The organism is Leeuwenhoekiella aequorea (assembly GCF_004104375.1).
Taxonomy (GTDB): domain Bacteria; phylum Bacteroidota; class Bacteroidia; order Flavobacteriales; family Flavobacteriaceae; genus Leeuwenhoekiella; species Leeuwenhoekiella aequorea.
In genome coordinates, this window is record NZ_QOVM01000003.1 from 230,166 (window position 1) to 248,073 (window position 17,908).

A 17,908-nucleotide genomic window follows, 5' to 3' on the forward strand; every position below is an offset into this window, starting at 1 on the left:
AGCTATGAAAACATCTGCACGCTTAGAACAAGCTATTAGTAAGCTTTATACGGCATTTCACAACAATACACTTAATCCTGAGTGTTGTAAAAGTTGTGCTGTAGGTAATATACTTGATAATACAGATACCTGGAAACATCTTACCGAAGGACACGGATCTTTAAATCTCACTTATGTGGGTAAAGTAAATGAGGCTTTTGGTCGTAAACTTAATGGTTATTCACCCTTAGAATTGCTTAAAATCGAGGCTGCCTTTCTTAGTGGTTGCGGCTACAAATTGCCACTTTCGCGAAAGAACCGTGATTCTATAAACCGCAGTTCAAAAGAGGTCATGTTTAATGGAATGTGTGCTGCCGTTGCTATTCTATGCGAGCTTGATGACGTTGCAAATGTTATGGATTTTTCAAAATTATTTGATTTTAAAGAAGATAAACCTGTTTATGAGCTTTCATTTTAGTTTGCTATAATTTAATTTTCTTTTACCATCTGGCTTGTGGTATTTTCTTCCATTACTTTTATCTTTGAATTGGCTTTAGGGGTATTCTATATGAATTGAGACAGTCCCTTTGAACCTGTTTGGTTAATACCAGCGTAGGGAAAAGTAACCGATTATCTTCTCAGTTGAGCAGTTTTCTAAGGCCGTAACTTTATACATTACCTTATGAAAGAGAAGCTCTGGAATCATATTACTACCGTAAGAAAGCAATCGCCACTTGTGCATAATATCACAAATTATGTGGTTATGAATAACACAGCAAATGCGCTGTTAGCTATAGGTGCCTCCCCTATTATGTCGCACGCCCACGAGGAAATGGTGGCGATGCAGCAGATTTGTAATTCACTGGTAATAAATATTGGTACGCTCGATACATATTGGGTGAAATCGATGCATCTCGCTATTGAGGCTGCTAATAAAAATAAGAATCCTTGGGTACTTGATCCTGTAGGTGCCGGAGCAACACCTTTTAGAGACGAGGTGCTGAGCGAACTTCTCAATCTTAAACCTATTGCAATTCGTGGAAACGCATCAGAAATATTAGCTCTTGCTAAACACAATAAAACCCAAACAAAAGGTGTTGATAGTACCGCTTCAAGCTTAGATGCAATTGATGCTGCCAGATTTTTAAATAAACAATATAATGCTGTAGTGATAATCTCTGGAGAAACAGATGTGATTGTAAGCGACGAACTAGAAGTTAAACTGAATAATGGTAATTTATTAATGACAAAAATTACCGGTATGGGATGTTCTGCTTCGGCAATATTAGCCGCTTTTCTTGCCGTAATTCCAGAAAGTGCTGAAGCCGCAGTTGCAGCTACAGCATTAATAAGTATTGCTGGAGAAATTAGTGCCAAATCCTGTGATGGTCCCGGAAGCTTACAAGTTTCTATTTTAGACAAACTTCACAGCATCACAGAAAATGAGTTCTTAAAACACCTAAAAATAGAAAACTAAGATGACCCACAATTCGTTTCCTTATCGCCTGTACCTCGTAATTTCTGAGGAAGCTTGTGCTGGTAAAAAATTTTTAACCGTAGCTGAAGAGGCAATAAAAGGCGGCGTAGATATAATTCAATTACGAGAAAAAAATGATTCCAATGAAGAGTTTTTAGATAAGGCATTGCGGTTAAAAGAAGTGATATCCAGATATAATGTACCCCTTATTATAAATGATAATTTATTAGTGGCTAAGCAAGTAGAAGCGTTCGGAATTCATGTAGGCAATAATGATGTGAATCCTACGGAAATTAGAAAAAACTGGACGGCCTGCAAAAGCTTAGGATACTCTATAGAATATTTAGAACAACTTTATAATGAGCAAACCTATACCGCAGATTATCTAGGAATTAGTCCGGTTTTTAAAACAGATACAAAAACAGACACTGTTACAGCCTGGGGTTTAGATGGGATTAGACAAATAAGAAGCATTACTCAGAAACCTCTAGTGGCTATAGGCAATGTGTCTTCAATAAACACGCGTAATATTATAGAAGCAGGTGCTGACTGTGTAGCGGTAGTATCTGCAATATGTGCTGCTGAAAATCCGCAGAAAGCTGCACTTGTTCTTCGTAAAGAGATTGAGAAAGCCTCTGTAAGAGCTTCTTCTCACCATTAACAAAATTGTGTATGAAAAAAATGACCTATCCTTCAGTATTAAGTATTGCCGGTTTTGATGGAAGTGGTGGCGCAGGAATACAAGCAGATTTAAAAACAATTTCTGCTCTAGGCTGTTATGCTACAACAGTTTTAACCGCTTTACCTGTGCAAAATACTACAGGCGTAAAATCTATTTTTTCTATTCCTGTAACTGTTGTAGAAGAGCAACTCAAATCAATTTTTGATGACATTTTACCTTCAGCAATAAAAATAGGAATGGTGCATACCCCGCAACTTGTAGAAACCATTGCCAAATCATTAACTGAAAATCCTAACATACCTGTTGTTTTTGATCCTGTAATGGTAGCAACTAGTGGTCATAAACTTATTGAAGATCCCACCATAAAAAGTATTGTTACCCATCTTTTCCCATTGGCATCTGTTATTACACCTAATATGGATGAAGCCTCACTATTGGCCAAAATGGAAGTTAAATCTCTCGATGATATGCACACCGCAGGTAGAAAAATAATGCAACTGGGTTGTAAATCTGTTTTATTAAAAGGTGGTCACTTACAAACAGATATTCTTACCTCTTTATATTTTAAAGAAGATGGTAGTGTTATAGAATATGAGTACAAACGGTATGAAACTAATAATATGCACGGCTCCGGCTGCACATTGTCGTCAGCAATTAGTTCTTACATCGCTCAGGGAGAATCTTTAGAGAACTCAGTAAAAATGGGTCAGGATTATGTACATCAGGCAATATTTCATGCTAAAGATGTTGTCATAGGTAAAGGCAACGGACCACTTAATCATTTTTTCAATCCGCAGAAACTTATAAAATATGAAATGGAGTAACACGAGCTGGAATAATATTCAGTCTATTTACGATAAGATAATTGAAATGCCATTTATAAATCAACTAGCAAATGGTACGCTTCCACTCGATCAATTTCAATTTTACATTCAGCAAGACTCGATTTATCTGGAGAACTTTGGTAGAGCGCTTGCTCTCATCGCTGCGAGAGCTCACGAAGTAGATGATGTTCTAACTTATACCCGCTTTGCCGAAGGAGCAATTGTGGTTGAAAATGCCTTACATGAATCTTTTTTTAAGGAATTCAAAATTTCAAAAACACACGATGTAAATCCAGTTTGCCATCATTATATTCATTATTTAAAAAGTACAGCTGCGCTAGATCAGGTAGAAGTTGCAATGGCGGCTGTACTTCCTTGTTTTTGGATTTATAAAAAAGTAGGTGATTATATTTATGAGAACCAATCAGTGAAAAACAATCCGTATCAACAATGGATAGAAACATATGCCGGAGAAGAATTTGGTTTACTAGTGGACCAAGCGATAAACTGTTGTGATAGAGTAGCTGAAACCTGCTCAGACAACCAGAAAGAACTAATGCATAAAGCGTTTTATACAGCAAGCCAACTCGAATACAATTTTTGGGATAGTGCATCAAAATTAAAGCGATGGGAAATTGAATAAATTGTTAAATAATCAAAAATTGAATATTTTTTTGTCACATTGTGAATTGCCAAACGTCTTTTAGGTAATTAAGGTTGACAAACTGTTTTCTTTTATTTACTTGGATTAGCCGCCTATAATACAGAAATCAATTCGCGTTAATTATATATTTATAGATCCCTTAGCAATTGCTAAGGGATTTTTTTTGCGAAAAACTTTTAAATACAACAAATGGAGGAACCATTGTGACTATCAATCACAAAATATAGGGAGCCGGTAACTCTAATGATTAATTTTACAGATGTCGCTGATGTTGCTCAAGGTGAAATATGATTTTAGGAACACTTCGACGCAAAGAAGAAACATTGCTCCTTTCACAGATAACATATTAACAACTGGTGTTTCTATTAACTTATAAATAATTAAATACCATTTTAATATTAAACCTGCGCAAAAGACTTTTAATTAGGAGTTTATTTTGCTTTAAAAAAAGTTTTGGAAGAAATTAAATAGGAGAAGAAGCCAACCTATGGCTAATAACAGACCACCTAAGGGTGTAACAGGTCCTAAAAAACGCATCTTACTTCCCGAGGCACTACTTAAAACCAATCCGTAAATTGAAAACGAGAATAATAGTGTACCAACAATAAAACAGGTTAACAAAATGGTTTCCAGTCTCGAATTAAAATTTAAATTAAAGCTGATAACTAGTAGCACTATAGCGTGATACATTTGATATTTAACACCGGTTTCAAAACTGTGCAGCTGCTCTTCGGTTAATTTATTTTTAAGCGCGTGCGCTCCAAATGCTCCAAAAACTATGGCTAAAAAACCAAATAAAGCACCAAAAAATTGACTGAGTAAAATTTCCATAACTACAAGGTTGAATAAAAATTAAAGATAAATTTTGAGATTTATTTAATGATCAATTTGCTCCGAAAATTATATCTTCAAAAAATGAATTTGACAGATTATATAAAAGATATTCCAGACTTTCCAAAAGCAGGAATTGTATTTAAAGACATTAGTCCATTGCTTGCAAATGCCGCTGCAACAGATAAAGCAATAGAACTTTTAGCAATGGGTTTGCATAACTTTCAAGCTACTAAAGTAGTAGGGATTGAGAGTCGAGGTTTTTTACTTGGAATTCTACTTGCGCAACATTTAAAACTGGGATTTGTACCCGTTAGAAAACCCGGCAAATTACCTGGTGAGATAATTAGTCAAAATTATCAGTTAGAATATGGAGAAGACGCTTTAGAAATTCAAGCAAATAGTATTCAGCCCGGGGATTTAGTAATTATTCACGATGATGTACTTGCAACAGGTGGAACAGCAGAAGCTGCTTGCAAGCTTGTAGAAAAATGTGGAGGTGTTGTTGTACAATGTAATTTTTTAATGGAATTGGATTTCCTAGAAGGTAGGACTAAAATAGAAAAGTACCAGCTACATAGTTTAATTCACTATTAGTCTAAAGCATTTTTTGTTACCCACAATTTATATCCAAAAATAGCAAGTTGGAATTTTGTAGCCTTTGTTAAGTCAAGATTCTTTTTAGTATAACTGGGCAATATTTTCTTATTGATATTTGCCAGAGTTTTAAATATCTGTTTTTTCATAAACTCTATATTTTATAAGATCAAAATTCTAATTATATCAAATTTAGATTTTTATAAACAATCTGCGCGCGCTTTCAGAAAGTGTTAAGAGTTTAAAATGAACTACCCAAAGATAGTTTCGATTACTGTAAGAATAAGTGTGACCATAATTGTGATTTTTGATTAATAAAATAATTTATATTACAAATTATGCAAGTAAAAATCAGTCTCACAAGTATTTAGCCATTTATTAATGTAAGTGAATGCAGTATTGTAAGTAAAAAAATATTAATCACTCAAAACTGAAAGCGACTTATCTTAAGCTACCTTACATTTGACAATAAAATATTGGTTTAAAACCTTTAGGTGTAATTATCGTAGAGCATAAATTCATAGAATTTTATTTCTCAAGGTAAATTTATTCGATAAAGCAGGCAATTCTATCAATATCATTATTTGTAACTGCAATTTCACTGTTCTATGAAGTTAAGAAATCACTTATCCTTTTTAAGACTAATAAGGATTACTCCAGACTTACCTTTCAATTGATCTTTGTACGGTTTTATATTTTCTTCTCCTTTTAAAACATTTATAGACTCTATCGTATTTGGATCTATACTATTTAAATCTAAATCTTTTACCACTTTTCCATCAACCACTATTAAAGCCTTTTGAGAAATTGAAGATGGATTTTGTGACGGTTGAGAAGCATTTATTCTCTCAATTTTTACGTTCTCAAATACACTGTCTGCTTTTGTTCGCATTTGAATTCTACGAGTGCGTAGATCTTCTCTGCGGGCTGCCATATCTGCACGACGTGAATTCATATCTTTATTCATCGACTCAGACGCTTCATTTTTATCTTTATTAGATCGCTGTACTACTTTATTAGATCCCGATACAACCCCAAAGCTACCGTCTTCAGTTCTGTATATCACAATATCACCCACAGGTTTTGAGCTATCATAGGATGTCGTGGATTGACTCCCAGATTCACCATCCTTAACCTCAAGCTTTATAGAAATAATTAATCCTTCGCTATTGTAATTCAAATTTGAGTAGTTTAATGTAACGTTATACTCCGTTTTCAATTCATCAACAAGAGCATCTAACTCTTCTTTAGAAGCAGATTTTGATATAATTTTTTTGAAAGCTTTTGGATCTTGGTAAGAGTCTTTCTGATCAATTATTTGTTCCCCGGTATCAGTACTCATAGTAGTTTCTGTATTAAGTTGATTCTCCCTATTTTTTATAGAATGAGCTTTATCATTTTCGATAGCCGATAATTTAGAGGAATTTTTTTCAGTTTCCGAAGCATAACTCACCACCTCTTTAACATTAAAACTCCATACAAAAACAGCAATTACTGGTAGAATTATAAAAAGCTTTGCTCTTCGCTTGCTGTTAGATTCTTGTTTGTTTAACATAACTATTCGTTTTTTAATGAATGATTGGTAAAATGAATGTGTAAGATTTAGCATCGCCTTGCGTGGGGCGATAGATACTTGTATTAAAGTAAGCTGATACTTTTTCTGATCTGTTAATTGGTGAGCTGTTGTCGCGTCTGCCAGAAATTCAAGATTTTGGTCAATTGCCTTTTTATAGAACCACGCCAACGGATTAAACCAGTGTATAATTAATAAAACTTCTGCTATTAGCATATCAATACTATGCCTCTGATTGGCATGTGCTTGCTCGTGAAGTAGTACCATAGCCAACTCTTCATCACTATGGTTTTTCTTATCTATTATTATGTAATTAAAAAACGAAAAAGGAGACTTTAAACCATCAACTTGAATATAATGATATCCACATTCTGAGTACGTAGATTCTTGTTTAACATATCGGATTATTGCATAAAGCTTAATACTGAACAAAATAACCATTATACCCACTCCTATTGCATAAATCAGGCAAGCTAATTCCCAGCCGGTATAGCTAAACCAAGCGTCGTTAAAATCGTTATTTTGAAAGTTGTCATTTTGAGGGATTTCAAAATTGAGAAGTGGAGATTGTTTATAGATTATACGTGTAAAAGTAAGTGCAGGAGCTAGTGCTGATATTAAAATACCCATCAACAGAAAATATCTGTTTTCTTTAAAGAATGTCTCTCTTTCTAATAGTATCCTGTATGTAAAATAAAAAATACTTAAGACAGCAGCACTTTTCAGTAGATAGATAATCAGCTCCATATTCCTATTTTTTTTCTATTATTTCAAGAATCTCACGCAATTCTTTTGCTGAAATTTTTTCCTCCTTAGCAAAAAAAGAGACCATATTTTTATAAGAACTGTCAAAGAATTTTCGAGTGGCCTCATTCCAAAATTTACGTCCATATGTTTCTCTACTTATCACAGGATAATATTGATGTGTTTTGCCGTATGCTTTATAACCCACATATCCTTTATCTACCAGATTTCTAACTATGGTAGATACCGTATTATAATGAAGATTTTCATCTTCCAAACCCGCTTGAACTTCTTTTACAAATGCCTTTTCTAACTGCCATAAGACATGCATAATCTCTTCTTCCTTGTTTGTTAGTTTTTCCATTAATGATTTTTAGTAGGCTAATTAAGGGGTTAAAAAAATAATATTGAAAAATTCTCTAAGAGTTAATACATAACTCATTTGCAATCAATATTTAACCAAATCTATAACTAATTTTTTAATTATAAAACTACTTAACTAGTTTTATAACTATAAATTTAGTATTTATTTCAGTCGTTAAACGGTTTAAGCCAGCGTAGAATTTTTGCCTATTTTTACAAAAACCCAATGAGCCTTTGGATATTCTTGAGAATTTTAGAATACTCGATCTTGTCGACATTCTATTAGTTGCAACCCTACTCTATTACCTTTACAAATTAGTAAAAGGTACTGTTGCTATAAATATATTTTTAGGTATTTGTATTGTATGGGTAATCTGGAAGATTACGCAACTCTTACAAATGGAGATGCTAAGTACAATTTTAGGTCAGTTTATTGGAGCTGGGATGTTTGCCTTAATTGTAGTCTTTCAGCAAGAAATTAGAAAATTTCTATTAATGATAGGCTCTACTAATATAGGTCGTAAGAGTGGCTTTTTAAAGCATATCAAATTTTTACAGGATGAAGCTAAAGATTCTTCAAACACTAAAGTCGAAGAGATCATAGAAGCTTGTGAGAAAATGGGCAGCGACAATACAGGTGCGCTAATCGTTATTCAACGCACGACAAACTTAGATTTTGTAAAAAATACCGGGGATAGAATGAGTCTCGAAGTAAACAAGCCTATTCTACAAAGTATCTTTTTCAAAAATTCAACTTTACACGATGGTGCTGTAATTATAGAAGAGAATAAAATAACTGCCACACGAGCTATACTACCGGTTTCTAATGAGCGTAATATTCCTTTACGATTCGGGTTACGTCACCGAGCTGCAGTAGGAATAACAGAAAAAACAGATGCAGTTGCTCTTGTTGTAAGTGAGGAAACAGGCGCAATTAGCTATTTAAAAGACGGCGAGTTCGTTTTATTTAAAAGCACACAAGAGCTTATAGAAATTCTTAGAAAAGACCTCTCTTAAAAAAGTTAATTAGACCATCTCCTGGTTTGCAGCAAATTGCACTTCGTACAGATTGCGGTAATAACCACCCTCTTTTTGAAGCAGTTCTTTGTGGCTTCCTATTTCTACTATGAGACCTTTATCCATTACAATAATTTTGTCTGCTTTTTTAATTGTCGCTAAACGATGCGCAATTACTATTGAAGTACGACCTTTTGTAATTTTATTTATAGCTTTTTGAATAAGCTGCTCGCTATTAGAATCTACCGAAGAAGTAGCTTCATCTAGCACGAGAATACCCGGATTGCTTACATAGGCGCGCAAGAATGCAATAAGCTGTCGCTGTCCGCTAGATAGCATTGCACCACGTTCTTTTACATTATAGTGATACCCATTGGGTAAACTACTTATAAAAGAATCTACTCCTATCGCCTTTGCTGCTTCAATCACATCTGCTTCTGTAATAGAAGGATTGTTTAGGGTGATATTGTTTAAAATAGAATCTGCAAACAAAAATACATCTTGTAAAACAACAGCAATTTCTGAACGCAGCGAGTCTAATTTCACATCGGTTATATCTATACCGTCAATTTTAATTTTACCGCTATCAATCTCATAAAATCTACCTAAGAGATTTATGATAGTAGATTTTCCTGCTCCAGTAGAACCTACAATTGCAACCGTTTCGCCAGCATTGACTTCTAGATCTATTCCTTTTAAAACTTCCTCATCAGGAACATAACTAAACCGTACTTTTTCAAACGTAAGATTGCCTTGGATATTTTTGAGCGTATGTGTACCTGTATCAGCAATTCTAGAATCTGTATCAAGAATAGCAAATACCCTGTTTGCCGCAACCATTCCCATTTGTAATGTATTAAACTTATCTGCTATTTGCCTAAGTGGTGTAAATAACATTTGAGAAAACTGAATAAAAGCCGTTACGAGACCTATTGTAATTACATCACTTTGAGCAGCACGTAAACCACCGTACCAAACCAAAAGTCCGATAGTAATCGAGGTCACCATTTCAGCAACCGGGAAGAATATAGAGTTGTACCACACAGTCTTATTCCAGGCACGCATATGTTTTTTGTTGATCTCGTCAAACTTCTTTTGCTCAACCTTTTCGCGGGAGAATATTTGTACGATTTTCATACCCGTAACGCGCTCTTGAACAAAAGAATTTAGGTTCGCCACCTGCGTACGCACTTCTTCAAAAGCCACTTTCATTTTTTTCTGAAAAACGCGTGTAGCATATAAAATGAATGGTAAGATCACAAAAATTATCAGCGATAACTGCCAACTTTTATAAAGCATAACCCCAGCGATAACAGCCATTTTTAGTAGATCACTTATTATCATAAATAAACCTTCACTAAAAATACTAGCAATGGTTTCTATATCATTAACAGCACGTGTTACTAATCTACCTACAGCAGATTTATCGTAATACTGCATTTTAAAGCGAATCATATGCCCAAACAACTTCACCCGAATATCCCTTACCACTTGCTGCCCCAGCCAGTTAGCAAAATAAATAAACAGTAGTTGAAACAGCGACTCTCCAAGCAGTACAACCAGCGTAAGTTGTATATAGTAAATTAAGCTGTCTATATCTTTAGGCTGCATACCCTCATCGATAGCTAACTCTAGATAAATAGGTCGCAAAACAGCAAATACAGAAATTAGGATTGCCGCAAAGGCAACAAAATAAAGACGTACGCGGTAAGGCTTAGTATAACTAAGTAAACGCTTAAAAAGTCCAAAGTCAAACGCATTTCCTTTATTATCTTCTGCCATCTAAATTGAATATTTTTTGAGGATATTTAACTGCAGTTAAGTAAAGACCGTGAGCGGGTGCCGATGCTCCTGCTTCTGAACGGGATCTACTTGCAATTATTTCTTTTAAGTGCGCGGGAGCTATATTATGCATTCCTACGTCTAATAAAGTCCCTACTACTGCCCGAACCATATTACGTAAAAATCGATCTGCAGTAATGGTAAATAACAGCTCGGTATTATTGTGTTCCCAGCGCGCTTCAGTAATTTCGCAAAGGTAAGTTTTCACGTCTGTATTTGATCTGCTAAAACACTTAAAATCTTGCTTACCTAAGAGGTATTGAGAAGCCGCATTCATGCGTTCTACATCTAATTCTTTTTCAAAGAAATAAGAATGTTGGTTTAAAAACGGATTCTTAGCTTGGTGTATTTTATATTCATAACTACGGACCATTGCATCAAAACGTGCATGTGCCTCACTAGTAACCGGCACTATACGATTTACTGCAATGCTTGGAGGCATAAACCTATTTAAGCGGTGTTGTAAATTCTTTAAATCTTTTTCCGTAAATAGGTTTGAAAAATCAAAGTGCGCATATAATTGCTTAGCGTGCACACCGGCATCTGTACGTCCCGCACCAGTCACTACAATTACCACTCTTAATAAAGTAGATAATGCCTCCTCTAGCACCTCTTGTACACTTATACTTTGTGGTTGTCGCTGCCAGCCGTGGTATGGCTGCCCATCATATGCTATTTCAATAAAATACCGCAAACTGTAGGTTTGTAATTAAGCCTGCAAAGATACATCTTTGCAAATAGTCTGAATTCTCCTTAAATACTTTTGGTAAAACGTTTTTCAATGAAAAAAATACTCCTACTTAGTGATACGCATAGTTATATAGATAATCGTATACTCGCATACGCCGAAAAAGCAGATGAAGTATGGCATGCAGGAGATATAGGAAGCTTGCAGGTAACCGATGCCTTAAAAGAACTGAAACCTTTAAGAGCCGTATTTGGAAATATTGATGATCACGAAATACGAAAAGAATTCCCCTTAAATAATAGGTTTGTTTGCGAAGGTGTAGATGTATTAATCACACATATAGGAGGATATCCGGGAAAATATTCTCCGGCAATACGGGAAGAACTTAATAGTAACCCTCCAAAATTGTTTATCTGTGGCCATTCTCATATATTAAAGGTTATGCCAGATAAAAAACTTAATTTATTGCATATGAATCCTGGTGCGATAGGCATACATGGTTTTCATAAAGTACGTACGATGTTGCGATTTACAGTAGATCAGGGTAAAATTGATAATCTTGAAGTTATAGAAATTGAAAGAAAATAATTAACTATAAAAGAAAAACCCTGCAAGTTGGCATACTTACAGGGTTTTTGCACTAATTAACTAAGATAGTAGGTCTATCGCAACCGGTCAACAGATTTTACAAGATCCTCATCCCGCTTAATTGCTTTGTTGGCCAAAGCTATAAAAACGATAGAAATGATGGGGATTAGCATCCCAATACCCTTCTCAGGAGCCGCCGCTCCTCCAGATAAGATTTGCGACTGGTAAACCAATACACCTAGCAAAATAAAGTTCAATATTATATTAAGTCGCCCCAGTACAAACTGAAGCTTTCTGTTTTTAAAGAAAAAAATAGTAATCAAAGATAATAAAGCGCTCCCAAAGAACAAACCTACTAACTCTAATTTATCTACTGCATATACTAAATTTCCTTCAGCTGTAGTATAGACAGGAATAGCAAAAAGCAGCCCTGCTGAAACTAATGCTGCAAGAAACAGATAAATGCTTTGTATGCGCTGAATCATATATTTTATAAAGCTATTAAGGATGACAAAAATATAAACTTCTTTGAGACTAAGATCATTTAAATAAAAAATATTATCGTATAATTGCATTAGAAAGCCTAACCACTTCTATGTTGGTTACTTACTTGCCGAAAAATTTCTTAGACCTTCTTCAAATTTTTTGTTGGTTTTCAAATTCAATTACGATACAGAAATTCATACTTATATTTAATGTTTAATATTTCAGAATTAAAAGCTAAAAAACTTCCAGAACTTCAGGAGATAGCTAAAGGCCTAGATATCCCAAAATACAGGACCTTAAAAAAACTAGACTTAGTTTATAAAGTACTCGATCAGCAAGCTGCAGATCCTAAAGCAGTTGCCGAGGTATTAGAAGTATCTTCTACAGATAAATCTAAGGACAATAATGAAAAGTCAAATGCGCCAGACGTTAAAAAGACTCCTAAACCACGCACGCAAAATACAAATAGCAAGAATACGCGTCCAGAAAGAGATTCTTCTAAAAATAATTCTGAGTCTACATCAAAAAATACCGATGCTAAGCCAGAAAAAACGGAAGCAAGAGAAGAAAGACCGCGCAAACAAAGACCAGCTAAGCCAGATTCTGAAACTTCTAAACAAAACGACAACAAGCCACAAAAGGCAAGAACTCGTAATGAGAATTCGTCAAGTTCGAATAACCGTTCAAATACCAGAGACCGGGACACTAATGGCAACACTAATAATTCGAACAATAACAATTCTAATAATAGAAATAACAATCGCAATTCTAATTCTGGAAACAATGGTAATAAAGATACCAGAAACCGTTACAGAGAGCCAGATTATGAGTTTGAAGGTCTTATAGAAAGCGAAGGGGTATTAGATATCATGCAGGACGGTTATGGTTTTCTACGCTCATCAGACTATAACTATTTATCATCTCCAGATGATATTTATGTTTCACAATCGCAAATACGTTTATTCGGTCTAAAAACCGGAGATACCGTTCTTGGCGTAATTCGCCCTCCAAAAGAAGGAGAAAAATATTTTCCACTTATCAAGGTTTCTAAGATTAATGGATTAGATCCTAGTGTGGTTCGCGATCGCGTTTCTTTTGAGCATTTAACACCATTGTTCCCGAAAGAGAAATTTAATATCGCAGATCGTGAGAGTACTATTTCTACGCGCGTGATGGATTTGTTTGCACCTATAGGTAAAGGGCAACGTGGTATGATTGTATCACAACCTAAGACGGGTAAAACAATGCTTCTTAAGGATGTTGCAAATGCAATTGCTGCAAATCACCCTGAAGTTTATCAAATGATTTTACTTATTGACGAGCGCCCGGAAGAAGTAACAGATATGCAACGTAATGTAAAAGGTGAGGTTGTCGCTTCTACTTTTGATAAAGAAGCTCATGAACACGTGCGCGTTGCGAACATAGTATTAGAAAAAGCAAAACGTCTTGTAGAATGTGGTCACGATGTTGTGATTCTTTTAGATTCTATTACACGTCTAGCGAGAGCATACAATACAGTACAACCTGCGTCTGGTAAGATATTAAGTGGTGGTGTAGATGCAAATGCTTTACACAAACCAAAGCGTTTCTTTGGAGCTGCTAGAAATATAGAAAATGGTGGTTCATTAACTATCATTGCTACTGCCCTTACTGAAACAGGCTCTAAAATGGACGAAGTTATATTTGAAGAATTTAAAGGAACTGGTAATATGGAACTTCAGTTAGATCGTAAGATTGCAAACCGAAGAATATTCCCTGCCATCGACCTTACTTCTTCTAGCACAAGACGAGACGACTTATTATTAAGCGATAACGCAATACAAAGAATGTGGGTAATGCGTAAGTATCTTGCAGATATGAATCCTGTAGAAGCTATGGAATTTGTTAGTGAGCGCATCAAACAAACAAGAAATAATGAAGAATTTCTTATTTCTATGAATGGTTAATATTTGAAACCTTATGTATATCAAAAAGCCGATATCATTTGATATCGGCTTTTTTTTATTTCAAATATCCTATGACTCAATGAGACAATTTAAGAGTACTCAGCAGCTTAAATAGGCGCACAAACAAAACAATATATAAACTAAAAGACACACCTTAGACGTCTTCTATAAATAGGAATTCTAACAGAAATCCAAAAAGAGCTCTAGCAGTTCCCAGCAAACCGATTGTATAATTAACTAAACACTGCGCATAAAAAAACGCCTACAATTTCTTGTAGGCGTTTTCAATATTTTTAAAAACAAGTTACTATAAAGCGTTAACGTGCTTAGCAAGTTGAGACTTTAAGTTAGAAGCTTTGTTATCATGAATGATATTGTTCTTAGCTAACTTGTCGATCATAGAAATCACAGAAGGAAACAAAGTTGTTGCTTGCTCTTTGTCAGCTTCGCGCAATCTCTTCATTGCATTACGAGTAGTTCTACTCTGGTAACGGTTTCTTAAACGCTTTACTTCGCTATTTCTAATTCTCTTTAGAGATGACTTGTGATTTGCCATTATCTTGTTCTGTTTTTAAATTGTAGCCCGTAGGGGAATCGAACCCCTCTTACCAGGATGAAAACCTGGCGTCCTAACCGATAGACGAACGGGCCATTATGTCAAATATTTATGCTTAAGGTGCATAACCAACCTTACTGTAGTCCGTAGGGGACTCGAACCCCTGTTACCAGGATGAAAACCTGGCGTCCTAACCCCTAGACGAACGGACCAATCTTTCGCTTAATTGCGGATGCAAAAATACACATATATTTAGATCGTGCAATAGCAAAAGGAACTTTTTTTAAAAAAAATTCAATTAATATGCTTTAGCGAAAAGAACACGCATAGTTGCAGGCTTACCACTGTAAACACAAATACCATCTTCCTCCTTGACATCCAGCGGAATACAACGAATAGTCGCTTTGGTTTCTGACTTTATGCGTTCTTCACTTTCTTTTGTACCATCCCAAAATGCACTTACAAATCCTGTTTTATTTTCTAAAACATCTTTAAATTCATCGTAAGTTTCTACTTCGGTGATGTGACTATCTCTAAAGTTTTTCGCTTTATTGAAAAGTGCTTTCTGCATTTCGCTAAGCAACTCTTGTACGCGATCAACAATTAAATCTTTTGAGACCGTTTCTTTTGTTAGTGTATCTCTTCTTGCTAACTCAACTGTGCGTTTCTCAAGATCCCTAGGACCTATTGCAATACGCAATGGTACACCTTTAAGCTCATACTCGTTAAACTTCCAGCCTGGCTTGTGCGTATCTCTATCATCATATTTTACCGAAACACCTAGGAGTTTAAGCTCGCGTTGTAATTCTCTCGCCACTTGTGAGATCGAATCTAACTGATCTTCACCTTTATAAATAGGAACTATTACAACTTGTATAGGAGCAAGATTAGGCGGCAATACCAGACCATTATCATCACTATGCGTCATCACTAGAGCTCCCATAAGTCGAGTTGATACTCCCCAAGAAGTTGCCCATACATATTCTTGACCTCCTTCTTTAGTTGCAAACTTCACGTCAAAAGCCTTAGCAAAATTTTGACCTAGAAAATGGCTAGTCCCGGCTTGTAACGCCTTCCCATCTTGCATCAAAGCTTCAATACAATAGGTTTCTAATGCACCTGCAAAACGCTCACTCTCTGTTTTAGTTCCCTTAATAACTGGCATAGCCATAAAGTTCTCAGCAAAATCTGCATAAACACGCATCATTTGTTGCGCTTCAGCTATTGCTTCATTTTGTTTTGCGTGAGCTGTGTGACCTTCTTGCCACAGAAATTCTGCAGTACGTAAAAATAAACGCGTACGCATTTCCCAGCGTACTACGTTTGCCCATTGATTAACAAGTATAGGCAAATCACGATAAGACTGTATCCACTTTCGGTACGTATCCCAGATAATTGTTTCTGAAGTTGGTCGCACAATAAGCTCCTCTTCAAGTTTAGCTTCCGGATCAACAATGATGCTTCCATCTTCATCATTTTTTAATCTGTAATGCGTTACAACAGCACATTCTTTTGCAAAACCATCTACGTGAGATGCTTCTTTACTAAAGTAAGACTTCGGAATAAATAGCGGAAAATAAGCATTCTCGTGGCCGGTATCTTTAAACATTCTATCCAGCTCTGCCTGCATCTTTTCCCAGATTGCATAACCATATGGCTTTATCACCATACACCCTCTAACACCCGAATTTTCAGCTAAATCAGCCTTGACAACTAGCTCATTATACCATTTTGAATAATCCTCTGCCCTCGTAGTTAAATTCTTTCCCATAAATATTTATTTGGCACAAATATTGTGACTTAATCTGTAATTGAAAGTTTTGCAACATGTTTGTTAAATGCACAAAATTGACCGCAAAACTAACTAAATTTACAATGTACAACAATAAAATACGGATGATATGCGAGGCGTGAACTTAACTCTTAGAACTTTAATAAAACCAGCTATAGCTGCGGTTTTTTCTTTTATTGGATTAGTTTCCTGTGGTCCATCGCAATATGCAATGAATGATGGTATTTATGGAAGTAGTACGCGTGTTTATGATACGAATTCTCAAGAAGAGATTGCCAGCGACAATTCTGGTATTTACGCAAACTATTTTAACCAGGGTGCTTCAGAATTGCAAGATGCACAAGAAGCTGGAACAATTTTCACAGATGTTGACTCATATAGCTCTAACTCCCAATATAATGATGACGAAGCGATGCTTCAGGGGGATCTAGCTTATAATGCAAATGCTGGTTGGGGAGACACTTATGACGAGGTTGTAATTAATATCTATCCATCTCTTTATAATCAAATAGGTTTTGCCAGACCATTCTGGGGTGGTGGATTTGGATACGGTTATGGTAGATTTGGATATGGTGGCTTTGGCTATGGCGCATTTGGATTTAATGATCCTTTCTACTCTGGCTATGCGTGGGGCGGTTACCCTGCATTTGGTTACGGGTATGGTTATGGTTACGGATGGGGATCACCTTTCTATTATGGATATAACCCATACTTTGGGTACAACTATAGAGGATACCCCTATTATAGGAACAGGTATTACTCTAATTATAATAATGGAAATATAGCGTATTCTAATTCTCGTCGCTCAAACAATAATTACACCACAAGTAGAACCTTAAATTCTACAACTACAGCAACTTCAAGATCAAGAAGCTCCTCTAATGTCAATTATGCCCGTACTAGCAGAACTTACAGTCGTAATAATGTAGGCGTAAATCCTTCATCAAGAAGTAACAATTCAAGATCAGTAAATACAGCGTCAAGATCAAATTCTATATATAATACAACCGCTAGAAGAAGCAGCAACACGGTTAGTAGAAGTTCAGGAAATACTACGATAAATAGATCTACTTCTACTCCATCGAGAACGAGCACGTATTCTAGAAGTAATACTACTTCTAGAACTGTAACTCCATCTCGTACTGTGACACCTACAAGAACCTCGACTCCTACAAGAACTTCTGCGCCATCTCGATCTAGTAGCTCTAGTTCAAGAAGTAGCAGTTCAGGAAGTAGTCGAAGAGGCGGAGGACGCTAGT

General features: G+C 35.6%; 19 protein-coding genes, 2 tRNA genes and 1 riboswitch. Of the genes, 10 read left to right on the forward strand and 11 right to left on the reverse strand.

From position 1 onward, the window contains the following. Positions 1 to 4 precede the first annotated feature (4 nt). From DSM00_RS08390 to tenA, 5 genes are all read left to right on the forward strand, one after another. Entirely contained in the window at positions 5 to 457 is a 453-nt protein-coding gene (locus DSM00_RS08390; RefSeq protein ID WP_128757591.1) for a Na(+)-translocating NADH-quinone reductase subunit F, read from the forward strand. 67 nt (positions 458 to 524) lie between these two features. Further along, positions 525 to 615: riboswitch (TPP riboswitch) on the forward strand. Positions 616 to 661: 46 nt separating this feature from the next. After that, positions 662 to 1,456 carry a hydroxyethylthiazole kinase gene (thiM, locus tag DSM00_RS08395; protein WP_128757592.1) on the forward strand — a complete coding sequence of 265 codons (795 nt, stop codon included), beginning with the start codon at positions 662 to 664 and terminating at the stop codon, positions 1,454 to 1,456. A 1-nt stretch (position 1,457) separates the two neighbouring features. Continuing rightward, positions 1,458 to 2,117, forward strand: a complete 660-nt coding sequence (gene thiE / locus DSM00_RS08400) for a thiamine phosphate synthase (RefSeq protein WP_128757593.1) — start codon at positions 1,458 to 1,460, stop codon at positions 2,115 to 2,117. An 11-nt stretch (positions 2,118 to 2,128) separates the two neighbouring features. Then, positions 2,129 to 2,962 carry a bifunctional hydroxymethylpyrimidine kinase/phosphomethylpyrimidine kinase gene (gene thiD, locus DSM00_RS08405; RefSeq protein ID WP_128757594.1) on the forward strand — a complete coding sequence of 278 codons (834 nt, stop codon included), beginning with the start codon at positions 2,129 to 2,131 and terminating at the stop codon, positions 2,960 to 2,962. Then, positions 2,949 to 3,605 (forward strand): thiaminase II, encoded by a 657-nt coding sequence (tenA, locus tag DSM00_RS08410; protein WP_128757595.1) that lies wholly within the window; start codon positions 2,949 to 2,951, stop codon positions 3,603 to 3,605. The genes thiD and tenA overlap by 14 nt, the downstream gene beginning before the upstream one ends. Before the next feature lie 462 nt (positions 3,606 to 4,067). On the opposite strand, the gene DSM00_RS08415 is transcribed toward tenA, so the two are convergent. Then, positions 4,068 to 4,457 (reverse strand): DUF423 domain-containing protein, encoded by a 390-nt coding sequence (locus DSM00_RS08415; protein ID WP_128757596.1) that lies wholly within the window; start codon positions 4,455 to 4,457, stop codon positions 4,068 to 4,070. A gap of 84 nt (positions 4,458 to 4,541) precedes the next feature. Between DSM00_RS08415 and DSM00_RS08420 the strand changes: the two genes are divergently transcribed. Then, positions 4,542 to 5,054, forward strand: coding sequence for an adenine phosphoribosyltransferase (locus DSM00_RS08420; RefSeq protein WP_128757597.1), 513 nt, complete (start codon positions 4,542 to 4,544; stop codon positions 5,052 to 5,054). Here the strand turns inward: DSM00_RS08420 and DSM00_RS08425 are convergent. The 3 genes from DSM00_RS08425 to DSM00_RS08435 form a co-directional block, all read right to left on the reverse strand. After that, a complete protein-coding gene (locus DSM00_RS08425; protein WP_128757598.1) occupies positions 5,051 to 5,203 on the reverse strand; it encodes an SsrA-binding protein in 153 nt (50 codons plus the stop codon). The genes DSM00_RS08420 and DSM00_RS08425 overlap by 4 nt on opposite strands. A gap of 473 nt (positions 5,204 to 5,676) precedes the next feature. Further along, positions 5,677 to 7,374, reverse strand: coding sequence for a M56 family metallopeptidase (locus tag DSM00_RS08430; RefSeq protein WP_128757599.1), 1,698 nt, complete (start codon positions 7,372 to 7,374; stop codon positions 5,677 to 5,679). A 4-nt stretch (positions 7,375 to 7,378) separates the two neighbouring features. Further along, a complete protein-coding gene (locus tag DSM00_RS08435) occupies positions 7,379 to 7,735 on the reverse strand; it encodes a BlaI/MecI/CopY family transcriptional regulator (protein ID WP_128757600.1) in 357 nt (118 codons plus the stop codon). A gap of 233 nt (positions 7,736 to 7,968) precedes the next feature. Between DSM00_RS08435 and cdaA the strand changes: the two genes are divergently transcribed. Further along, positions 7,969 to 8,751 carry a diadenylate cyclase CdaA gene (gene cdaA / locus DSM00_RS08440; protein WP_128757601.1) on the forward strand — a complete coding sequence of 261 codons (783 nt, stop codon included), beginning with the start codon at positions 7,969 to 7,971 and terminating at the stop codon, positions 8,749 to 8,751. 9 nt (positions 8,752 to 8,760) lie between these two features. Here cdaA and DSM00_RS08445 read toward each other — a convergent pair whose 3' ends face one another. Next, the gene (locus tag DSM00_RS08445) at positions 8,761 to 10,533 is read right to left on the reverse strand and encodes an ABC transporter ATP-binding protein (RefSeq protein ID WP_128757602.1); all 1,773 of its coding nucleotides are present in this window, start codon (positions 10,531 to 10,533) and stop codon (positions 8,761 to 8,763) included. Further along, complete coding sequence (gene truA / locus DSM00_RS08450) at positions 10,520 to 11,287, reverse strand: tRNA pseudouridine(38-40) synthase TruA (protein WP_128757603.1); 768 nt, start codon at positions 11,285 to 11,287, stop codon at positions 10,520 to 10,522. Before truA ends, DSM00_RS08445 begins: the two co-directional genes overlap by 14 nt. Positions 11,288 to 11,374: 87 nt before the next feature. Here truA and DSM00_RS08455 point away from each other — a divergent pair, with 87 nt between their 5' ends. Beyond that, a complete protein-coding gene (locus DSM00_RS08455; RefSeq protein WP_128757604.1) occupies positions 11,375 to 11,869 on the forward strand; it encodes a metallophosphoesterase family protein in 495 nt (164 codons plus the stop codon). 74 nt (positions 11,870 to 11,943) lie between these two features. Here the strand turns inward: DSM00_RS08455 and DSM00_RS08460 are convergent, their stop codons facing one another. Further along, entirely contained in the window at positions 11,944 to 12,354 is a 411-nt protein-coding gene (locus tag DSM00_RS08460; protein WP_128757605.1) for a DUF4293 domain-containing protein, read from the reverse strand. A gap of 210 nt (positions 12,355 to 12,564) precedes the next feature. Here DSM00_RS08460 and rho point away from each other — a divergent pair, with 210 nt between their 5' ends. Continuing rightward, complete coding sequence (rho, locus tag DSM00_RS08465; protein ID WP_128757606.1) at positions 12,565 to 14,301, forward strand: transcription termination factor Rho; 1,737 nt, start codon at positions 12,565 to 12,567, stop codon at positions 14,299 to 14,301. 307 nt (positions 14,302 to 14,608) lie between these two features. Here the strand turns inward: rho and rpsT are convergent, their stop codons facing one another. The 4 genes from rpsT to proS form a co-directional block, all read right to left on the reverse strand. Continuing rightward, complete coding sequence (gene rpsT, locus DSM00_RS08470) at positions 14,609 to 14,857, reverse strand: 30S ribosomal protein S20 (RefSeq protein WP_128757607.1); 249 nt, start codon at positions 14,855 to 14,857, stop codon at positions 14,609 to 14,611. Between the two features lie 23 nt (positions 14,858 to 14,880). Further along, positions 14,881 to 14,952, reverse strand: a tRNA-Glu gene (locus DSM00_RS08475). Positions 14,953 to 14,997: 45 nt separating this feature from the next. Further along, positions 14,998 to 15,069: transfer RNA gene (locus DSM00_RS08480), tRNA-Glu, on the reverse strand. Positions 15,070 to 15,155: 86 nt separating this feature from the next. Then, on the reverse strand, positions 15,156 to 16,628 hold the full coding sequence (gene proS / locus DSM00_RS08485) for a proline--tRNA ligase (RefSeq protein ID WP_128757608.1): 1,473 nt from the start codon (positions 16,626 to 16,628) through the stop codon (positions 15,156 to 15,158). Positions 16,629 to 16,758: 130 nt separating this feature from the next. Here proS and DSM00_RS08490 point away from each other — a divergent pair, with 130 nt between their 5' ends. Further along, entirely contained in the window at positions 16,759 to 17,907 is a 1,149-nt protein-coding gene (locus DSM00_RS08490) for a hypothetical protein (protein WP_128757609.1), read from the forward strand. Position 17,908: the final 1 nt, after the last annotated feature.